Annotated in this window: 11 protein-coding genes; 4 read left to right on the top strand and 7 right to left on the bottom strand. The window is 71.9% G+C overall.

The window, feature by feature from the left end:
- Positions 1-127 precede the first annotated feature (127 nt).
- Complete coding sequence (locus VT85_RS24080) at positions 128-4,789, top strand: PAS domain S-box protein (RefSeq protein WP_197490979.1); 4,662 nt, start codon at positions 128-130, stop codon at positions 4,787-4,789.
- Positions 4,786-5,190 (top strand): hypothetical protein, encoded by a 405-nt coding sequence (locus VT85_RS24075; RefSeq protein ID WP_068420654.1) that lies wholly within the window; start codon positions 4,786-4,788, stop codon positions 5,188-5,190. The genes VT85_RS24080 and VT85_RS24075 overlap by 4 nt, the downstream gene beginning before the upstream one ends.
- A 28-nt stretch (positions 5,191-5,218) precedes the next feature.
- On the opposite strand, the gene VT85_RS24070 is transcribed toward VT85_RS24075, so the two are convergent.
- The 7 genes from VT85_RS24070 to VT85_RS24040 all read right to left on the bottom strand — a co-directional run bounded on the left by VT85_RS24070 (position 5,219) and on the right by VT85_RS24040 (position 15,305).
- Positions 5,219-6,598 carry an efflux RND transporter periplasmic adaptor subunit gene (locus VT85_RS24070; protein WP_068420652.1) on the bottom strand — a complete coding sequence of 460 codons (1,380 nt, stop codon included), beginning with the start codon at positions 6,596-6,598 and terminating at the stop codon, positions 5,219-5,221.
- A 352-nt stretch (positions 6,599-6,950) separates the two neighbouring features.
- Positions 6,951-10,031 carry an L-glutamate gamma-semialdehyde dehydrogenase gene (pruA, locus tag VT85_RS24065; RefSeq protein ID WP_068420650.1) on the bottom strand — a complete coding sequence of 1,027 codons (3,081 nt, stop codon included), beginning with the start codon at positions 10,029-10,031 and terminating at the stop codon, positions 6,951-6,953.
- Positions 10,032-10,148: 117 nt separating this feature from the next.
- Positions 10,149-11,753 carry a hypothetical protein gene (locus tag VT85_RS24060; protein ID WP_068420648.1) on the bottom strand — a complete coding sequence of 535 codons (1,605 nt, stop codon included), beginning with the start codon at positions 11,751-11,753 and terminating at the stop codon, positions 10,149-10,151.
- Entirely contained in the window at positions 11,750-12,283 is a 534-nt protein-coding gene (locus tag VT85_RS24055) for an RNA polymerase sigma factor (protein ID WP_156513065.1), read from the bottom strand. The genes VT85_RS24060 and VT85_RS24055 overlap by 4 nt, the downstream gene beginning before the upstream one ends.
- Positions 12,284-12,383: 100 nt before the next feature.
- The gene (locus VT85_RS24050) at positions 12,384-13,397 is read right to left on the bottom strand and encodes an Ldh family oxidoreductase (protein WP_068420644.1); all 1,014 of its coding nucleotides are present in this window, start codon (positions 13,395-13,397) and stop codon (positions 12,384-12,386) included.
- Positions 13,398-13,438: 41 nt separating this feature from the next.
- Complete coding sequence (locus tag VT85_RS24045) at positions 13,439-14,374, bottom strand: polysaccharide deacetylase family protein (protein WP_068420642.1); 936 nt, start codon at positions 14,372-14,374, stop codon at positions 13,439-13,441.
- 97 nt (positions 14,375-14,471) lie between these two features.
- Positions 14,472-15,305, bottom strand: a complete 834-nt coding sequence (locus VT85_RS24040) for an alpha/beta hydrolase family protein (protein ID WP_068420640.1) — start codon at positions 15,303-15,305, stop codon at positions 14,472-14,474.
- A 265-nt stretch (positions 15,306-15,570) separates the two neighbouring features.
- On the opposite strand from VT85_RS24040, the gene ribB reads away from it, so the two are divergent.
- Both ribB and VT85_RS24030 read left to right on the top strand, forming a co-directional pair.
- A complete protein-coding gene (ribB, locus tag VT85_RS24035) occupies positions 15,571-16,869 on the top strand; it encodes a 3,4-dihydroxy-2-butanone-4-phosphate synthase (protein WP_082858857.1) in 1,299 nt (432 codons plus the stop codon).
- Positions 16,870-17,016: 147 nt separating this feature from the next.
- Positions 17,017-18,441 (top strand): redoxin family protein, encoded by a 1,425-nt coding sequence (locus tag VT85_RS24030; protein WP_068420638.1) that lies wholly within the window; start codon positions 17,017-17,019, stop codon positions 18,439-18,441.
- Positions 18,442-18,460 lie beyond the last annotated feature (19 nt).

Raw genomic sequence — 18,460 nt, 5'->3', positions numbered from 1 at the left:
AAAAATGGGATTTAACGAGTCCGCACGATAGAATACTCCGGGAGGCGTCGGAGGTCCGATTTGCTTCTCGGCGCGTTCGGTTTCGGACCGAATGCGTCGGCCTCCGGCGTCGTTCCAAGGGGCGGACATGGGCGGGACGTTCATCGTCGACATCGTTCCTGAAGTCCGGCCGTCCGCCGTCGTGCTCGCGGTCGACGCGGCCCTCGCGAGCGGGGGAGGGGGCGGGGGGGCGTCGCGGGATGCGTTCCGCCTCGGCGCGGCGGTCGTCTTCGGCCTGGCCGCGACCGCGGCGGCGGCCTGGCTGCTGGCGCGGGGCGCGGCGGCTCGGCGGCGGGGCGTGACGGCCCAGGTCCGGCTGGCGGCCCTCGTCGACTCGTCGGACGACGCGATCGTCAGCAAGTCGGTCGACGGCGTGATTCAAAGCTGGAACGCGGGTGCGGAGGCCCTCTTCGGCTACACGGCCGAGGAGGCGATCGGCCGGCCGATCACCCTGATCGTCCCCCCCGACCGCCTGGACGAGGAGCTCGACGTCCTGGCGCGGATCGCTCGGGGCGAGCGGATCGAGAACTTCGAGACCGTCCGCCTGACGAAGGCCGGCCGCCGCATCGAGGTCTCGGTGACCCTCGCCCTGGTCCGAGACGCCGACGGCCGCGTGACGGGGGCGTGGAAGATCGCCCACGACGTGACCGAGCGGAAGCGGGCCGAGCGGCGGCGGGCCCGCGAGGTCGAGCTCTGGTTCCGCGACCTGGCCGACCAGGCCCCGTTCCCGATCTGGATCGCCGACGAGGCCCAGGGAGGCGTGTGGTTCAACCGCGCCTGGCTGGAATTCACCGGCCGGACGATGGAGCAGGAGGCCGGCCGGGGTTGGACCGAGGGGGTCCACCCGGAGGACGTCGAGCGTCTCCTGGGGATCTACGCCGAGAGCTTCGAGGCGAGGCGGCCGTTCGAGGTGGAATACCGGCTCCGGCGCGGCGACGGGACCTATCGCTGGCTGTACGACAAGGGCGTCCCGCTGCGGGGCCCCGAGGGCGCGTTCACCGGCTACATCGGGTCGTGCATCGACGTCACCGACCACAAGGAGGCCGAGGAGCGGGCCCTGGCGATGGCCGCCGCCGACGCCAAGTTCCGCACCCTGTTCGAACAGGGGCCGCAGCTCGCCGGCGTCCTCTCGTCGGGGGGCGTGGTGATGGAGGCCAACCGCACGTTCCTGGAGTCGTGCGGCGACGCCCGAGACGAGGTCGTGGGCCGGCCGTTCTGGGAGTGCGGCTGCTGGGCCCGGTCGCCGGAGGCCTCGGCGACGGTCCGGTCGGCCTGCCTGGGGGCGGCGGCGGGGGAGACCTTCCGGGCGGCCTTGCCCTACTTCCCGGCCGACGGCTCGGAGTGGTTCATCGACCTGATGATCGCCCCGGTCCGGGACGAGGCGGGCCGGGTCCTGTTCCTCTCCCCGACCGGGACCGACGTCACCGAGAGCCGCCGCGCCAGCGAGATCGCGCGGGCGAGCGCGGCCCGATTCCGGGAATTCGCCGACTCCGCGCCGGCCATGCTCTGGGTGACCGACCCGGAGGGGGACGCCACGTTCCTCTCCCGGGGCTGGTTCGACTTCACCGGCCAGCGGCCGGACGAGGGCCTGGGGATGGGCTGGCTGGCGGCGGTCCACCCCGACGACCGGGCCCGGGTCGAGGCGGCCTTCCTGACGGTCGTCGCCGATCGCTCGCCCTACCTGATGGAACACCGGCTGCGGCGGGCCGACGGCGGGTACGGCTGGGTGATCGACGCCGGCCGCGCCCGGTTCTCGGCCGACGGCGAGTTCCTGGGCCACGTCGGGTCGGTCGTCGACATCAGCAGCCGCAAGGCGGGCGAGGAGTCGCTGCAGCGGTCCGAGGAGCGCTACCGGACCCTGTTCACGTCGATCGACCAGGGGTTCTGCGTGATCGAGATCCTGTTCGACCCCGAGGACGCGAGGCCGGTGGATTACCGGTTCGTCGAGGCCAACCCGGCCTTCGGCGAGCTGACGGGGCTGACAGACGCCGTCGGCCGCCGGATCCTCGAGCTGATCCCCGATCTGGAACCGCGCTGGATCGAGGCGTTCGGCGAGGTTTCCCGGACCGGTCGGCCCGTCCGAAACGTCCAGGAAGCGACGAGTTTGGGGCGCTGGTTCGACATCTACGCGTTCCGGATCGGGGCGGCGGAGCCCGGCCTGGTGGCCGTCCTCTTCACTGACATCACCGCGCGGGTGCGTCATGAGGAGGAGCGGGAACGGCTCCACCGCCAGGTGGCCGAGGAGCGGGGGCGGCTGATCCAGGCGTTCGAGCAGTCGCCGGCTTTCGTGGCCGTGATCCGGGGGCCCGACCATGTCTTCGAGCGTGTGAACGCGCGGTTCAGCGATCTCATCGGCCCCCGGGAGGTGATGGGCCGGCCGGTCCGGGAGGCCCTGCCCGAGGCGGGAGACCAGGGCTACCTGGAGATCCTCGGCGAGGTCTACCGGACCGGCCAGCCGTACGTCGCCGACGACCGCCGCGTGCTGATCGCCCGCGGGCCGGCGGGGGAGATGGAGGAGCGCTGGCTGGAATTCGTCCTCCAGCCCCTCCGCGGCCCGGCCGGGGAGGTCTCGGGCGTCATCGTGCATGGGATCGACCTGACCCGGCGGAAGCGGGCCGAGGCCCTGCTCCGCGAGAAGGACCAGCGGCTGGAACTCCTGCTGGAGAACGCGGCCGACTACGCCGTGGTCGTCACCGACCTCGACGGGGTCGTCGTCGATTGGTTGGGGGGGGCCGAGTCGATCACCGGGTACGGTCCGGCCGAAGCCCTGGGGCGGCCGTACGACTTCCTGTTCACGGCCGAGGATCGGGCGGCCGGGATGCCGGCGCGGGAGCGAGAGGCGGCGGCCCGCGCCGGTCGGGCCGAGGACAAGCGCTGGCGGATTCGGAAGGACGGCTCGCCGTTCTACTGCGAGGGGGTGCTGGTCCCGTTGCGGGACGAGTCCGGCCTGCACGGGTTCGGCAAGGTCTTTCGGGACGCGACCGCCCGCAAGCGGGGAGAGGAGGCGGTCCGGTTCCTCGCCGACGCCAGCGCCACGCTCGCCGAGCTGGTGGACCACGAGAGCACCCTGCGGCGGATCGCCAACCTCGCCGTCGTCGGCTTCGCCGACTGGTGCGCGGTCGACATCCTCGACGCCTCCGGGAACCGCCACCGGCTGGCCGTCGCCCGGTCGGAGCGGCGCGACGACCCCTCGGATCGTCGGACCGACCCGACCGACCGGGACTACGATGAGGTCGCCGGCGTCATCCCCCACGTCCTGCGCACCGGCGAGCCCGAGGTCGTATTCGACCTCGACGAGCTCGACGCCGAGACGGCCAGCCAGGGCCCCGAGCGGATCGCCCGTCTCCGCGCCCTGGGGGTCCGATCGTACCTCAGCGTGCCGCTGATCTCGCGGGGGCGGGTCGTCGGCGGGATCTCGTTCCTCGCCTCCTCGGCCCGCCGCCGGTTCGGCCCCGACGAGCTTCGGATCGGCCAGGATCTGGCCGAGCGGACGGCCGCCGCCGTCGAGAACGCCCAGCTCTACCGAGCGCTCCAGGAGACCGACCGCCGCAAGGACGAGTTCCTGGCCACCCTCGCCCACGAGCTGCGCAACCCGCTCGCCCCGGTCCGCAACGGCATCGAGATCCTTCGCATGGAGGAGGAGGAGCAGGAAGAGCACGAGGAGGGCGTGGAAGACGGCGTCGGCGTCGGCGTCGGCGACGATGACGGCGAACAGAGCCGGGAGCAGATCCTGTCCATGATGGACCGACAACTCGCCCATCTGGTCCGCCTGGTGGACGACCTGATGGACGTCTCCCGCGTGACCAGCGGCAAGATCGTCCTGCGTCGGGAGCGGATCGATCTGCGGGACGTCGTCGCGGCGGCCGTCGAGACCAGCCGGCAGATGATCGACGCCGACGGCCACGAGCTGAGCGTCCGGCTCCCGGACGAGCCGATTCCGGTCGAGGCCGACCGCACCCGGCTCGTCCAGGTGGTCGCCAACCTGCTCAACAACGCCGCCAAGTACACTCCGCAGGACGGCCGGATCGATCTCTCCGTGGCCCGCGAGGGGGAGACCGCCGTCATCCGGGTGGCCGACGACGGGATCGGCATCCCGGCCGAGATGCTGCCGAGGATCTTCGACATGTTCACCCAGGTCGGCTCGTCGCTCGATCGCGCGCAGGGGGGGCTCGGCATCGGCCTGACGCTGGTCCGACGGCTCGTCGAGCTCCACGGCGGGACCGTCGCCGTCGATAGTCCCGGGACGGCGCGGGGGAGCGTGTTCACCGTCCGGCTCCCCCTCGCCCGCAATCGGGACCGCGACCCGGCCCGGCCCGGCGACGAAACGACGGCCCCGCCCCCATCGGGGACCGGGGCGGCGGGGAGGCGCATCCTGGTCATCGACGACAACCGCGACTCCACCAGGAGCCTGGCGCGGCTCCTGGCGATGAAGCACCACGAGGTCCGGACGGCCTTCGACGGCCCCGAGACCTTCCGGGTCCTGGAGAGCTTCCACCCCCACCTGATCCTCCTCGACCTCGGCCTCCCCGGCATGAGCGGCTACGAGATCGCCCGCCGGATCCGGCAGATGCCCGACTTCCGAGACGTCACGATCGTCGCTCTCACCGGCTGGGGGCAGGACGAGGACCGCCGCCGGACCCAGCAGGCCGGTTTCGACCACCACCTCGTCAAGCCCGCCGAACCCGCCGCCGTCGAGGCCATCCTCGCCGGGCTCCAGCCCCCCGCGGCCGGTGGTGGAGGCGGCCAATGATCCCGTCTCGACGCGACGCCTATCGGCGGCTCGCCTGGGACGCGAAGGCGTCCTGCATGAGCGACGCCAGGTGGCGCAAGGTTTTGGGGGCGATCGCCGACGCCGAACTCGGTCTCTGCCACGCGAGCTGGAAGTTCCTCGACTCGGATCAGCTGCACGACTGGGGCGTCCCCGATCGAAACCACATTCTGCCGTCCCGGCTGGCCGACGGCCGATTCCAGCCCGAGGAGTACCGCTGGATCGAATGGATCCACTTCCCGCGATCCTGGCATCCCGACCCCGCCTCGGCCTTCGCGTACGAGCAGGATCTGGAGGGCTTGAAACGCGTGCTGGACTCGGTCGGCAAGCTCCAGGTTCGCGAGGACGAGAGGGGCCTCACCTTGTTCGGATACGTCCGCTGAACGTGGCGGCCGGGGCCGGCCGGGGGCCTCAGCGCAGGTGGGGCGTCGCCGCGGAGAACGCCTCCCGCTTCTCCCGCTCGGTCATCAGCCTCAGGGGGGCGAGCGAGACCAGTTCGCCGACCTGGAGCCCCTCGACGACCTCGATCAGCTCGGCGTTGCTGGCGCCCAGCCGGACGCCGCGGCGAAGCATGCCCTCGGGGCCGGCGACGTACACGTAGTCGTCCGAGCCGATCTGGAGCACCGCCTTCATCGGGATGGCCAGCAGGTCCTCGGCCTCGCTGATCAGGACCTCGACCTGGGCCGCCATGCCGGGGCGCAGCGAGGTCGACGTCCCCTCGATCACCACCTTCGCCGTGTAGAGCTGGACGTCGGTGCCGTCGCGGCCCGACGGGTCGGCGATCGGCTGGACCGCGACGACGGCCCCCCTCAACTCCAGGTTCTGGAAGGCGTTGACCCGGATCCGGGCCCGCTGCCCCGGCCGGAGCCGGCTGACCACCGTCTCGTCGAATTTGGCGTCGACCCGCATGGCGGTGACGTCCGGGATCCGCATGAGGACCTGGCCCTCGCGCACGCTGATCCCTTCCTGGATCATCGCCTGATCGCTCCCCCGCCGGTTCATCGCGTCGTTGGCGTGGACGAGCAGGCCGTCGGCCGGCGCGTAGAGCTTGCAGTGCTCCACCAGGCCCTCGTACTTCTTCCGCTTCGACTGCTCCAGGGCCAGCTTCGCCCGCTTGGACATCTCGTCGCTTCGGGCCTTCTGGACGCTCGCCTGCAGCTCGATGACCTTCTTCCGCCGGGTGTAGCCTTCCAGCACGTCGATCGAGGTCCGGGCCCGTTCGAGCGTGATCTCGAAGTTCGCCTTCGAATCCCGGTCGGCGATGGTCTGCGACTTGGCCACGAACCCGCGCTCGTGCATGCGGGTCGACCATTCGAACCGCTCGGCGGCCTGGGAGAGGTTGGTCCTGGCGAGGATGAGGGCGATGTCGGCGTTCTGCCGGGTCTGGGGGTACGTCCCCCCCTCGTACTCGCGGAGCGCGAAATCGGCCACCTCGCGGGTCTTCACGGCGTTCTGGAGGTCGGCCTCGGCCTGCCGGACCGTGATCAGCTCGTTGGTCAGCTTCTCGCGGAGCGAGGAGGAGTCCAGCTCGCAGACCAGCTCCCCCTTCTTGACCGTCGAGCCGTCGGGCGCGATGAACAGGATCATCGTCTGGCCCTCGACCTTGTTGACCACCTCGAAGTTCCGGGAACTCTCGATCGTCCCCCGCGCGTTGACGGTCACCGGCAGTCGGGTCCTTTCCGCCCGGTGGAGCGGCGTCCCGCCGCCGACCACGTTCGAGGACCAGAGCCGGCCCGGCAAAATCGTCAGCGCCGCCCCCGCCGCCCCGACCACGGCCAGCCCGACCAGCACCGCCGGGAGCCGCCCGCCTCGCCGCTCCGACCGCGGCGCAAGGGCCCCGGATCCCCCGTGAGAGGCCGCGGAGGCCGAGGGCGGCGGCTGCGGCGGCGTCGATCCATTCAAGGAAGGCCGGGCTTCTGCGGTCGGCTGCGTCGCGAGTGTCATACCGATCCCCTCTCCATTTCCGTCGTCGACCTCGCCGTTCCCGGCGCGACGGACGCCTCGCGCGCCCGTGGGAGCTGGGCCGCGAACCCTTGGATCGTCGATTGTCTCCTTCTGAAATAGGCGACGCGGGAGCCCGATCCGGGCGGACTTTCCGCGACCGCCGCCGAACTTCCCCCGCCGCCGAGGCTCCCCGGCCGCCTCAACCCGTCGATTCGTCGTCCGAGGCGACGGAAAGGTCCTCCGGCGCGAAGCCCCGGCGCATGGTGTTCTCGGTGATCGAGCGGGTGAGCAGGAATTCCAGCAGATATTCCGAGCCCCCCGCCTTGGCGCCGACGCCGGAGAGCTTGAAGCCGCCGAAGGGCTGGCGGTCGACCAGCGCCCCGGTGATCATGCGGTTGATGTAGAGGTTGCCGACCCGGAACTCGCGGCGGACCCGGTCGATGGTCGCCGGGCTTCGCGAGTAGAGCCCCCCGGTCAGGGCGTACGACGTGCCGTCGGCGATCGCCAGGGCCTCCGCCAGATCCTTCGCCTTCAGCACGGCCAGGATCGGGCCGAAGATCTCCTCCTGCGCGACCCTGGCGTCCGGCGCCACGTCGGCGACGATCAGGGGGCCGACGAACGACCCGAGATCGGCCGTCGCGGAGACGTCCACGTCGAGGACCACGCGGCCCTCCCGCCCGGCGATCGCGCGGTACTCCAGGATCCGTTTCCGGGCCTCGGCGTCGATGACCGGGCCGACGAACGTGTCGGGGTCGTCGGCCGGGCCGACCAGGAGCGCCTTGCCGGCCTCCGCCAGCCGGGCGACGAACGCGTCGTAGACCCCCTCCAGGACCACGACCCGCGAACAGGCCGAGCACTTCTGGCCGGCGTAGCCGAAGGCGCTCTGCAGCACGCCGACGACCGCCTCGTCGAGGTCGGCGTCGTCGTCCACGATCACGGCGTTCTTGCCCCCCATCTCGGCGATCACCCGCTTGACGTGGTCCTGCCCCGGCGGCGTGTCGGCCGCCTGTCTGTTCAGGAGCAGGCCCACCTCGCGCGAGCCGGTGAACGAGACCACGTCCACCCGGCGGTCGTTCACGAGCGCCTGGCCCACCTCCTCCCCCTCGCCGGGGAGGAACTGCAAGGCTCCCGAAGGCGCGCCCGCCTCGCGGAGGATCTCGACGAGCTTGGCGGCGACGATCGGAGACTGCTCGGCCGGCTTGAGGATCACGGCGTTCCCCGCGACCAGCGGGGCCACGGTCATGCCGCAGGGGATGGCCAGCGGGAAGTTCCAGGGGGGGACGACCACGACGACCCCGCGCGGCAGGCGGTCGCAGACGTTGGTCTCGCCGGGCACGTCGCGACGGCGGGGCTCGGCCAGGCGGATCATCTCGCGGGCGTAGAACTCGCAGAAGTCGATCGCCTCGGCGACGTCGGCGTCGGCCTCGCGCCAGGGCTTGCCGCACTCGAAGACCTCCCACGCCGCCAGCTCGAACCGGCGCGAGCGCATCAGCGCCGCGGCGCGGACCAGGACCGCCGCGCGGGCCTCGACCGGCTCGGCCGACCACGAAGCGACCGCGGCGCGGGCGGCGGCCAGCGCCCGGTCGGCGTGGCCGGCGTCGGCCGTCGAGACCTTCCCCACGACCCGCGCCGATCGGCTCGGGTCGAGCGATTCGGCGAGCCGGTCGGGGGTCGTCACCGCCTCGCCGTCCAGGATCAGCGGGTACGTCCGGCCCAGCTCGGATTCGACCTGGCGGAGGGCCTCGGCCATCGCCTCGCGGTTCTCGGCCTTCGCGAAGTCGGCGACGGGTTGGTTGCGGAACGGCGGGAGTCCGTCGGGGAGGGCGGCGGGCTCGGCCTTGGGCGTGGATCGTCGCGAGAGCGTCCGCATGGCTCCGGCCTCCTCGGGGTCGCGCAGGAGTTCGTCGACCGCGACGCCCGACGCGCCGCTGGCCTTGAGGAACGATTCGTTGGACGTGTTCTCCAGCAGGCGGCGGACGAGGTAGGCCATCCCCGGCAGCATCGCGCCGTAGGGGGTGTAGACCCGGACCCGGCAGCCGCGCTCGACCAGGGCGTCGTCGATCGCGTCGCCCATGCCGTGGAGGGTTTGCAGCTCGTAGGCGTCGATCGGCAGGCCCAGCGCCTCGGCCGTGGCGATCGCGTGGGCGAGGCTCCGCAGGTTGTGGCTGGCGATCGCCGGCCGCAGGTTCGCCCGGCGCTCCATCAAGAGGTTCGTGCAGCGTTCATAGTTCGCGTCGGTGCGCCACTTCTCCAGGAAGACCGGCTCGGGCCAGCCGTGGCGGCGGGCGGTGAGGACTTCGTAGTCCCAGTACGCCCCTTTCACCAGGCGGACGGTGATCGGCGCCCCCCGGCGGGCGACGAAGGCGTCGAGCCGCAGGATCTCGGCCTCGGCGTCGGGCTGGTACGCCTGGACGACGATGCCGACGTCGGGCCAGTCGCCGAACTCGGGCTCGGACAGGACCGACTCGAACAGGTCGTAGCTGAGGGCTCGGTAGTCGTACTGCTCCATGTCGACGTGGACGTACGCCCCCGCCTCGCGAGCCGCGCGGAGGATGGGGCGGAGCCGGGCCGCGACGCGGTCGATGGTCGCCGAGGGGCTGATCGGGTCGAACCAGGTCGTCAGGCTGGAGAGCTTGAGCGAGAGGTTCACGCGGGGGATGGGGCCGTCGGCGTCGCGGTCGATCAGCGGGATCTCGGGCTGAGCGGCGAGCGGGCCGGCGAGCCCCCGGATCAGGTCGAGGCAGGTCTGCTGGTAGGCGTCGGCCTCGCGCTCGCTGACGACCGCCTCGCCGAGCAGGTCGGCCGTGAAGGCGACCCGCCGGGCGCGGAGCCGGAGCACGGTCTGGAGCGCCTCGTCGGGGGTCGCCCCGGCGATGAACTTCCGCGCCATGACCTCGGCGGCGGCCGTCGCCGAGCGGGCGAGCAGGGCCTCGCGCCCGGAGCCCGGCGGGGCCATCGCGACCGAGGACCGCAGCCACCAGGGGACGCGGTCGCCGGCCTCGCCCAGATACTCCGCCAGGTGCCGCCGCACGGCCGAGGGGCCGCGAAGCGCGGGCAGGACGTCGATGAACCGGAAGAGCTGGACGCGGACCTCGGGGTCGTCGAGGGTCGCCCCCATGAAGCGGTCCTCCCACCAGGCCCGCCGCCAGGGCCGCGACGCCCGCGCGACCCTCGCGAACAGCTCCCGGCCGATCTCCCGAGTCCGACGCTCGATCCGCTCCTGATCCTCGGGGCCGATCGTCCGAACGCCCCGGATCGCCGTCACCCCCGTCGTCGCCATGGATGCCCGCCTTCCGCCCCGAAGGGGCCGCGAAACGTCCTTCCACGTCCATTGTAGGCGGTGCGTCCACGGCCGGGGGCGGAAGCTCTCCGATTGCGAGGGCGGGCCGGGCCCGACTTACTCCTTGGGCTTCTCCTTGCCGAGGGGCGGCAGCATCTCCTCGGGGGTGATGATGTGGACCTCGTCGAATCCGCGGAGGTCGTCGAGGCCGCGACGGACGGCGGCGGCGAAGTCGGCGTCGGTGAGGGTCTCGGGGAGGAAGCCGGATATGCTGCGCAGCCCGGATCCGTCGGCCTGCGCGTCGGCGGCGACGCCCAGGAGTGAATAGCCGGCGTCGCCCCCCCCCAGTTGCATCAGGTCGCGCCGGGCGCGGGCGGCGACGGCCTCGATCGTCGTCGGCGGCCGGTCGGCGGGGATGGGGACCTCGGCCCAGGCGGAGACCGCGCCGGGGCGGCCGTCCGGGTCGCGGAGCGCGGGGTCGCGGTAGGTCGCCTTCAGCGGCACGCGGGCCTTGCCCGGCGCGGCGTCGAGGCGGGCGGGCTCGTCGCCGAGGCCGTCGTCGCTCTCCGGGAGGTACTCGCGCCGGCCGTCCTTGACCAGGTACAGCCGCCGGGGGACGACCAGCCACCAGGCGTACTCGACGCCGTCGCGCTCGGCCGTCGCCAGGCCGATCAGGACGTAGCGGCCGCCGTACGTCATGTTGCCGATGTTCTGGGTCGCCACCTCGACGATCACCGTCTCGGGGTTGAGGGGCCGTCGGCGGGGAGGATGCTTCGCAAGGAACTCGGGCGTCCCGCGCACCGAGGAGACGACGTAGAACCCCTGGCGGCCTTCCAGCGGCTGGACGTCGTGGACGGCCAGGATCAGGCCCCCCAGCTCGACGCGGCGGAGCGCCCGGTCGAGGGGATGGAGGGCGTGGAAGGCCTCGTCGAGGTCGAGCACCTTCGCTCCCGTCGGGGGGCGGAAGGCCAGCTTCTCCGGCGGGGTCGGCGGGTCGTACTCGATCCGGATCTCGCGGGCCCGGCGCCAGGTCCCGTCGTCCTGACGCTCCTCGAAGGCGATCTCGCGGACACGTTCGTCGACGTCGGCCATAACCAGGGCGCGCGGGGCGGGGCGGCCCGGCGTCTGCCCCGACGGGGCGGAGAAGGTGAAGCCGAGGGCGGGGCGGCCGTCGATCTCGCGGTCCAGCCCGGGCGACCGCTCGCGACGCCAGCCGTCGGGGTTTTCCTGCAGGGCGAGCATCCGCGGCAGTTGGATGCTAAAGAAACCGGGGCCGCGACGGCGGGTCGCGACCGGCTCGGTCGCGTTGGTGGGCCACGACCACTGGGAATCGCCGTCCTCCACGATCGTCCGGTCGGGCGTCTCCATGCGGACGCCGGCCCCCTTGACGTACCAGACGTCGGCCCGATGCTCCCGCCCCTGGTCGTCGTGGGAGGTCATCACCAGGTGCGCCGAGCCCGCCCGTTCCAGGCCTTTTTGCACGGCGGCCAGGAGGGTCGTCGGCCGGGCGGCGAGGATCAGCCAGGCGAGCGCGAGCACCCCCGCCAGCCCCAGGCCCGAGGCCGCCAGGCCCGCGAGCCGTCGGGCCCGTCGCCGGCCCCGGCCGGGCCGGGGCTCGACCGCGTCGATCCGGGCCATCACGTCGTCCACCATCGAGCCGGCCGGCCACGCCTCGCGCAGTCGGGCCAGGCGGTCCTCCACGTCGCGTCCGTCGTCCGTCATCCGAGCACCCCCTTGGTCTTGAGCTTCAGCCGTTCGATCGCGCGGGAAAGCTGCTTGGTGACCGTGCCGACGGGCCGGCCGAGCGCCCGGGCCACCTCGGCCACGGGGAGGCCGTCGAGATAGTGCATCGCGACCACGACCCGCTCGTGCTCCGGCAGCCGGCCGACCGCCGTCAGCAGCGCCTCGGCGTCGGCCGGGAGCCGCGCCCTTCGCGGGGCCGCGAGGTCCGCCGCGCCGGGCTCGTCGAGCGAACGGGCCGGCTCGCGAGCCCGGCGCCTGGCCGCGCGGACCGCCTCGCGGCGGGCGATGCGCAGGAGCCAGACGCCGAACCGCTCGGGCCGTCGCAGGCCGGCGAGCCGCCGGTAGGCCAGCAGGAACGCCTCCTGCGCCGCGTCGGCCGCGGCGTGGTCGTCCCGGAGGACGCGCCAGGCCGTGGCCCACGCCGCCCGCTCGTGCCGGGCCACGAGCGCGGCGAACGCCCCCCGGTCCCCTCGAAGCACCTCGCCCACGATCGCGTCGTCCGGCTGCATGAGCGTCCTCCCGTCGACCTGGTCAACCACCAGGTAGAGGCGATCGGCGGGCGGGATGCGACCGGAATCCGGGAGATCGCGCGATCGGGCTCGATTCCGTTCAGTCCAGCAGGGCGCGGACCTCGTCGACCAGCTTGCGGGGGATGAGGACCCCTTCGGCCAGGCTGCGGGCGCGGGCCTCGTAGCGGCGGACGGAGGGGAGGCGGGCGCCCTGGGAGACGACGCCTTCGAAGATCGCCTCGGCGCGCGCGAGGTGTTCCGGGGCGGCCTCGCCGAGCATCCGCGACGGGTCGATCGCCAGGAGCAGCTCGCCGCCGCGCGGGGCGCCCCTGGCTCCTTCGTCGTAGGCGATCGAGTCGACGCTGGTCAGGTCGCCGACGAGGGGGCCGGCGATTAGCTCGACCATCAGCGAGAGGGCGGACCCCTTGTGGCCGCCGAACGGGAGCATCGCGCCGGCCATGATCGCGTCCGCGTCGGTCGTGGGATTCCCGGACGGGTCGACGCCCCAGCCTTCCGGCGTGGGCGTCCCCTCGCGGCGGTGCAGCTCGATCTCCCCCCGGGCCGCGGCGCTGGTGGCGAAGTCGAAGACGAACGGGTCTCGCCCCGGCCGGGGCCAGCCGAAGGCGATCGGGTTCGTCCCCAGCAGCGGTCGCGAGCCCCCCGCCGGCGCGACCCACGCATGGCTGGGCGTGAACGCGAAACCGACCAGGCCCGCGCGGGCGATCGCCTCGACCTCCGGGAAGAGCGCCGCGAAGTGGCAGCAGTCGTTCACCGCCATCGCCGCCAGGCCGACCGCCTTCGCCTTCTGGACGAGCACCGGCAGCCCTCGGCGGAACGCCAGCGGCGCGAACGCGCCTCCAGCGTCGACCCGAACGACCCCCGGCGCGACGTCGCGGACCACGGGCTCGGCGTCCAGCGACACCTTCCCCGCCCGGATCGAGTTCAGGCACATCAGGACCCGGAAGATCCCGTGCGACCCGCCGCCGTCTCGCTCCCCGGCGACCATGACGTCGGCGACCGCCTCGACGTGCGCCGGCGCCAGCCCGTGCCGCGACATCACCGCCGTCACCAGCTCGCGGACCTCGTCCAGCGAGAGCCTGACTCGATCGTCCATCGCGACTCCTCCCCGTCGCGGCGATCTCCGCGACGCCGCATTCAGCGCGCGGCCGCGGCCTTGCCCTCGAGCATCGTCCGGAACTGCTTCCAGGTGATGATCTCGATCCCCAGCCGCTTGATCTCGGCGGCGGTGGCCGGGTCGGTGAAGATCCGCCGGTCGCCGTCGCGGCGGGAGGCGCTGGTGGTCACGGCGCGGAGTTCCTCGCCGTCCACCCCACAGTGGATGATGAGCTGGGAGACGCCCGGGGGAAGCTCGCGCAGGGCCTTCATGTACGTCTCCAGGCGCCCCTCGTGGGTCTCGCCCCCGTAGAACTGCAAGAGGTTGTCGAGCACCGGCAGCCGCTTCGCGTCCAGCTCGGCGAGCAGGGCCTTGCCGCGCTCGCGGAACGCGGGGTATTCCTCGCCGATCGCCCCTTCGACGTCGCGCAGGAACAGCACGGGGAGGTCGTATTTCAGGCCGACCCGGACGTAGACTTCGAGGATGTCCGGCCGGCTGACCAGGGCGCCCATGTGGGTGTCCAGGTGGCTGAGCGGGATGCCCAGCTCCCGGGCGCGGTCGACCTGGGCCGAAAGCTCGATCTCGATCTCCTCGGCCTTCGCGGACTTGACCACGGCCCCGACGCCCCCGGGGAGGTAGCCCTCGGCGTCGACCAGGCTCGGCACCCGGTCGCGGCCGGCGACCGGACCCCAGCGATAGGTCGGCCACTCGGAGTTGAGCGTCAGGTGGACGCCGTAATCCTTGTCGGGATTCGCCTTGGCGTACTCGGCGAATTCCTTGACCCAGGGGCAGGGGATCATCACGCTGCACGAGGAGACGACGCCGTCTTCCATCGCCTGGATCGTGCCCCGATTCGCCGAATGGCACATGCCGGCGTCGTCGGCGTGGATGATGAGATAACGCTTCGAATCGTCGGCCCCGAGGGCCGCCGAGGTGAGCGACGCGAGCAGGGCGAGCAACATCGGGGCGCGACGCATGGAGAGGGCTCCGAATGACCTGGACCGAGGGGCGACCGGCTCCAGGATGCCGCGACATCCCCGGCGCCGCAAGCGGGCCCCGACCTTTCGGCACGCTTCACGAGGGCTCCCGCGTCTCCCCCTCGGCCCTGAGCACGCGGACCAGGACGAAGTCGAACGCCTCGGCCGCGTCGGCGTAGTCGGTCGCGTGGCCCCCCTCCGGTCGGTGGATCGACCGCACCTCGCGGTTCGTCTCGCGCAGTCGCCGGACGAGCCGCAGCACGCTGTCGGGGGGGACGACGGCGTCGCGGCCGCCGGTGGTCGTCGCGACCGGCATCGTCAGCTTCTCGGCGGCCAGCTCGGCGGACCGCTTGCGGTACTCGTCGGTCTTCTCCCGCTTCGACCCGCCGAACGAGGCCGCGAGCGCCTCCGGGAAGCCCTCGAATTCCACCAGATTCGCGGTCCCGTTCATCGAGACGACGCCGTCGATCAGGTCGGGATGCAGCGAGGCGAAGGTCAGGGCCGCCGTGCCCCCCATCGACCCGCCGCAGATGACGAGCTTGTCGACCCGGAACCGGCGTTTCAGGTCCTCGATGATCTGGACCACGTCGGCCTCGGCCGCCGGCCCCATCCAGGAGGTCTTCGCGCGGTAGTCCGGCGAGACGTAGATCATCCCCCGTTTCGCGGCGGCGTCGCGAGCCGCCCGGCACTCGTCGCGCCCGTCCCGCACGAACTGCCAGCGATCCGATCCGTGGCCGTGCAGCGCGATCAGCACCGAGACCCGCGACTCCGGCCGCAGGCCGTCAGGCTCCACGATCACGTAGCGCTGCTCGACGCCGTCGAGCCTCGCCGTGAACGCCACGTCGACGGGATCGCCCGCGAAGGCCGCGGTCGACGCCGCCAACCCGGCGGCCATGAGTACCAGGATCGAGCGAGATTCGGGGCGGGTCATGGGGGAGTTTCCTGACGGCCGTGAACGTGGACGGCTCGGGGGGGTCTGGATGGTGCGGGGAAAGCCGGAATCATAACCGTCGTGCGGCCTTTTCGCCCCGGAGACGTGGCGAAATGAGGTCCGGACGCGACCTCGGACCGTCGCCCATCCTGTTCCTGGGGCGACTCCCGCGTACAATGGAGCGAGGCGTCGGGCGGTCGGGGCTTTTCCCGACGATGAACGGGCCGTCGTCGGGGCTGGAGTCCGAAAAAGGATGGATGGGCTGATGGGGTACGAGTATTCGAGAATCGAGGATGCGATCCAGGCCCTCAAGGAGGGCGGGGTGATCGTCGTCGTGGACGATGAGGACCGGGAGGACGAGGGTGACTTCGTCGTCGCGGCCGAGAAGGTCACCCCCGAGGTGATCGAGTTCATGATCACCCACGGTCGAGGGCTGGTCTGCATGCCGATCCTCCCCGAGGTGGCCGATCGACTGCGGCTCAACCCGATGGTCGACCACAACACCTCGGCGCACGAGACGCCGTACACCGTCCCCGTCGACCATGCGTCGTGCCGGACCGGCATCAGCGCGGCGGAGCGGGCGCGGACGGTCGCCGCGGTGCTCGACCCGGCGACCAAGCCGTCGGACCTCCTCCGTCCCGGCCACCTGTTCCCGCTCATCGCCAAGGAGGGGGGCGTGCTCCGCCGGGCCGGCCACACCGAGGCGGCCGTCGACCTGATGAAGCTCGCGGGGCTGGCCCCCGCCGGGGTCATCTGCGAGATCACCGACGGCGTCGGCATGGCCCGGGGCGAGCGGCTCCAGGCCGTGGCCCGCGAGCACGACCTGCCGATCATCTCGATCGAGGCCCTGATCCGCTACCGGCGGATCCGCGAGAAGCTGGTCAACCGCGTCGCCGAGTCCGACCTGCCGTCGCGCTACGGCCACGGGCGGATCCTGGGCTACCGGGTGCAGCACGAGCCGGGCAACGAGCCGATCGCGTTCGTGATGGGGGACCTCCAGTCGGTCGAGGCCCCGCTGGTCCGGCTCCATTCGTCGTGCTTCACCGGAGACCTGCTGGACTCGCTCCGCTGCGACTGCGGCGACCAGCTCCACATGGCCCTGGAGATGATCGGCGAGGAAGGGGTGGGGGCCCTGATCTACCTCCCCCAGGAGGGCCGGGGCATCGGCCTGATCGAGAAGATCCGGGCCTACAACCTCCAGGACAAGGGGATGGACACCGTCCAGGCCAACCTCGCCCTGGGCCACCGCGCCGACATGCGCGACTACGGCATCGGCCTCCAGATCCTCAAGGACCTGGGCCTGACCCGGATCCGCCTGCTGACGAACAACCCCAAGAAGACCAACGCGTTCGTCTACTACGGCTACGACCTGAAGGTCGTCGACCAGGTCCCGATCGTCGCGCCGCCGCACGAGGAGCGCCAGCGCTACCTGGACGCCAAGCGCGACAAGATGGGCCACATCCTCCCCCCGCGCCCTTGTTGCTCCGGCAAGGACGACGACGCCTGCGCCGTCGCCGTCGAATCCCCCGCCTCCGAGACCAGCAACGGAGTCGTCGGCGCCTGACCGAACCTCGCCCGCCGCGCATCTCGACGTAAGGCTCGGCGGGCGGCTAGGATGATGCCTGACGTCTGGGTCGAGAGTTCGGCCGAATCCTTCCTGGGGCGCGGCCGTCGATCCGGGCTTTCGCGGCACACTTGTGAAGGACGTCTCATGCGTTTCGCTCTTTCCTCCCGCCTGGCGCGGGTCCGGTCGTCGCACCTCGCCGGGGCGCTGGGATTGTTCCTGGCGTCGGGCGCGGTCACGATCACGGCGACCGCCCAGGACCCGCAGCCGCCCGTGGCGCGGCCCGAGGACAAGCCCGACGATCCCAAGGCCGTCGCGCTGCTGGACGAGGTCGCCAAGGCGTACCAGGCGCTCGCGACCTACAGCGACCAGGGCGAGTTCGTGGTCTCGATGACCGTGGGCGACAAGGCCCAGAAGCAGAACACGCCGGTCAAGCTGGCGTTCGCCCGGCCCAACAAGCTGAACCTGGAAGCCGGTCCCGTCCGGGTCGTCAGCGACGGCGAGACGATGACCACCGTCGTCGTGCCGCTCAAGAAGTACATCGCGGCCCCCGCCCCCAAGGCGATCTCGCTGGAGACCTTCCGCGAAGGCCCGATCGGCGCGGCGCTGTTCGGCGGGCCCTCGGGCGTGCCGATGTACATCCTCGTGAACATGCTCACCTCTCCCGAGCCGGCCAAGGCCGTCGAGCAGCTCGGCGGCTCGCTCCAGCTCGTCGAAGGCGGCGACGCCGTCCAGACCATCCTGATCGACCAGCAGGAAGGCCCCGACCTCAAGTTGACCATCGACGCCAAGACCAAGCTCCTCAAGGGCGTCGACCTGGTCATCGACCCCAAGATCCTGGAGCGGAGCGCCCAGCAGGGGAACCCGGTGAAGGTCGAGAAGCTCGGCTGGGACTCCGGCGCGGTCGCGACCGAGGCCGCCGCCGACGCCTTCACCTTCAAGGCCCCCGAGGGCTTCGCCCGCGTCGAGTCGTTCCAGGAAGAGGGCGAGGAGCCGGGCGGCCGTCCCAAGTTCGCCGTCGATGAGATGGTCGGCAAGCCCGCGCCCGACTTCGCCCTGACGCTGCTCGACGGCCCCGACAAGACGAAGACGATCAGCAAGGCCGACCTCGCCGGCAAGGTCGTCGTCATCGACTTCTGGGCCACCTGGTGCGGCCCCTGCCTCGCCGAGCTTCCCGAGATCCAGAAGCTGGTGGACGAGCTGGGCAAGGACAAGAAGGACGTCCTCGTCGTGGCCCTCAGCCAGGACAAGGAGCCCGCCGATCTGGCCGAGGTCCGCAAGCTCGTCGAGAAGACCCTGGCCGACAAGAAGATCGACATCCTCGGCAAGCCCGCCGCCGTCGTCGGCCTCGACCCCAGCGGCTCCATCGGCGACCTGTTCCAGGTGGAAGGCCTCCCCACCCTCGTCGTCCTCGACGGCGAGGGCGTCATCCAGGCCACCCACGTCGGCTACAGCCCCGACATCCGCGAGAAGCTCACGGCCGAGATCGACGCCCTCCTCGCCGGCAAGCCGCTCCCCAAGAAGGACGCCGCCGAAGCCGACGAGAAGCCCAAGGACGAGAAGAAGGACTGACGCCCGGCCGGGCCGGACC

The sequence above is a fragment of the Planctomyces sp. SH-PL62 genome, from assembly GCF_001610895.1.
Taxonomy (GTDB): Bacteria; Planctomycetota; Planctomycetia; order Isosphaerales; family Isosphaeraceae; genus Paludisphaera.
The sequence above is the reverse complement of the archived record's forward strand: the minus strand, read 5'-3'. Positions and strand labels throughout refer to the sequence as shown.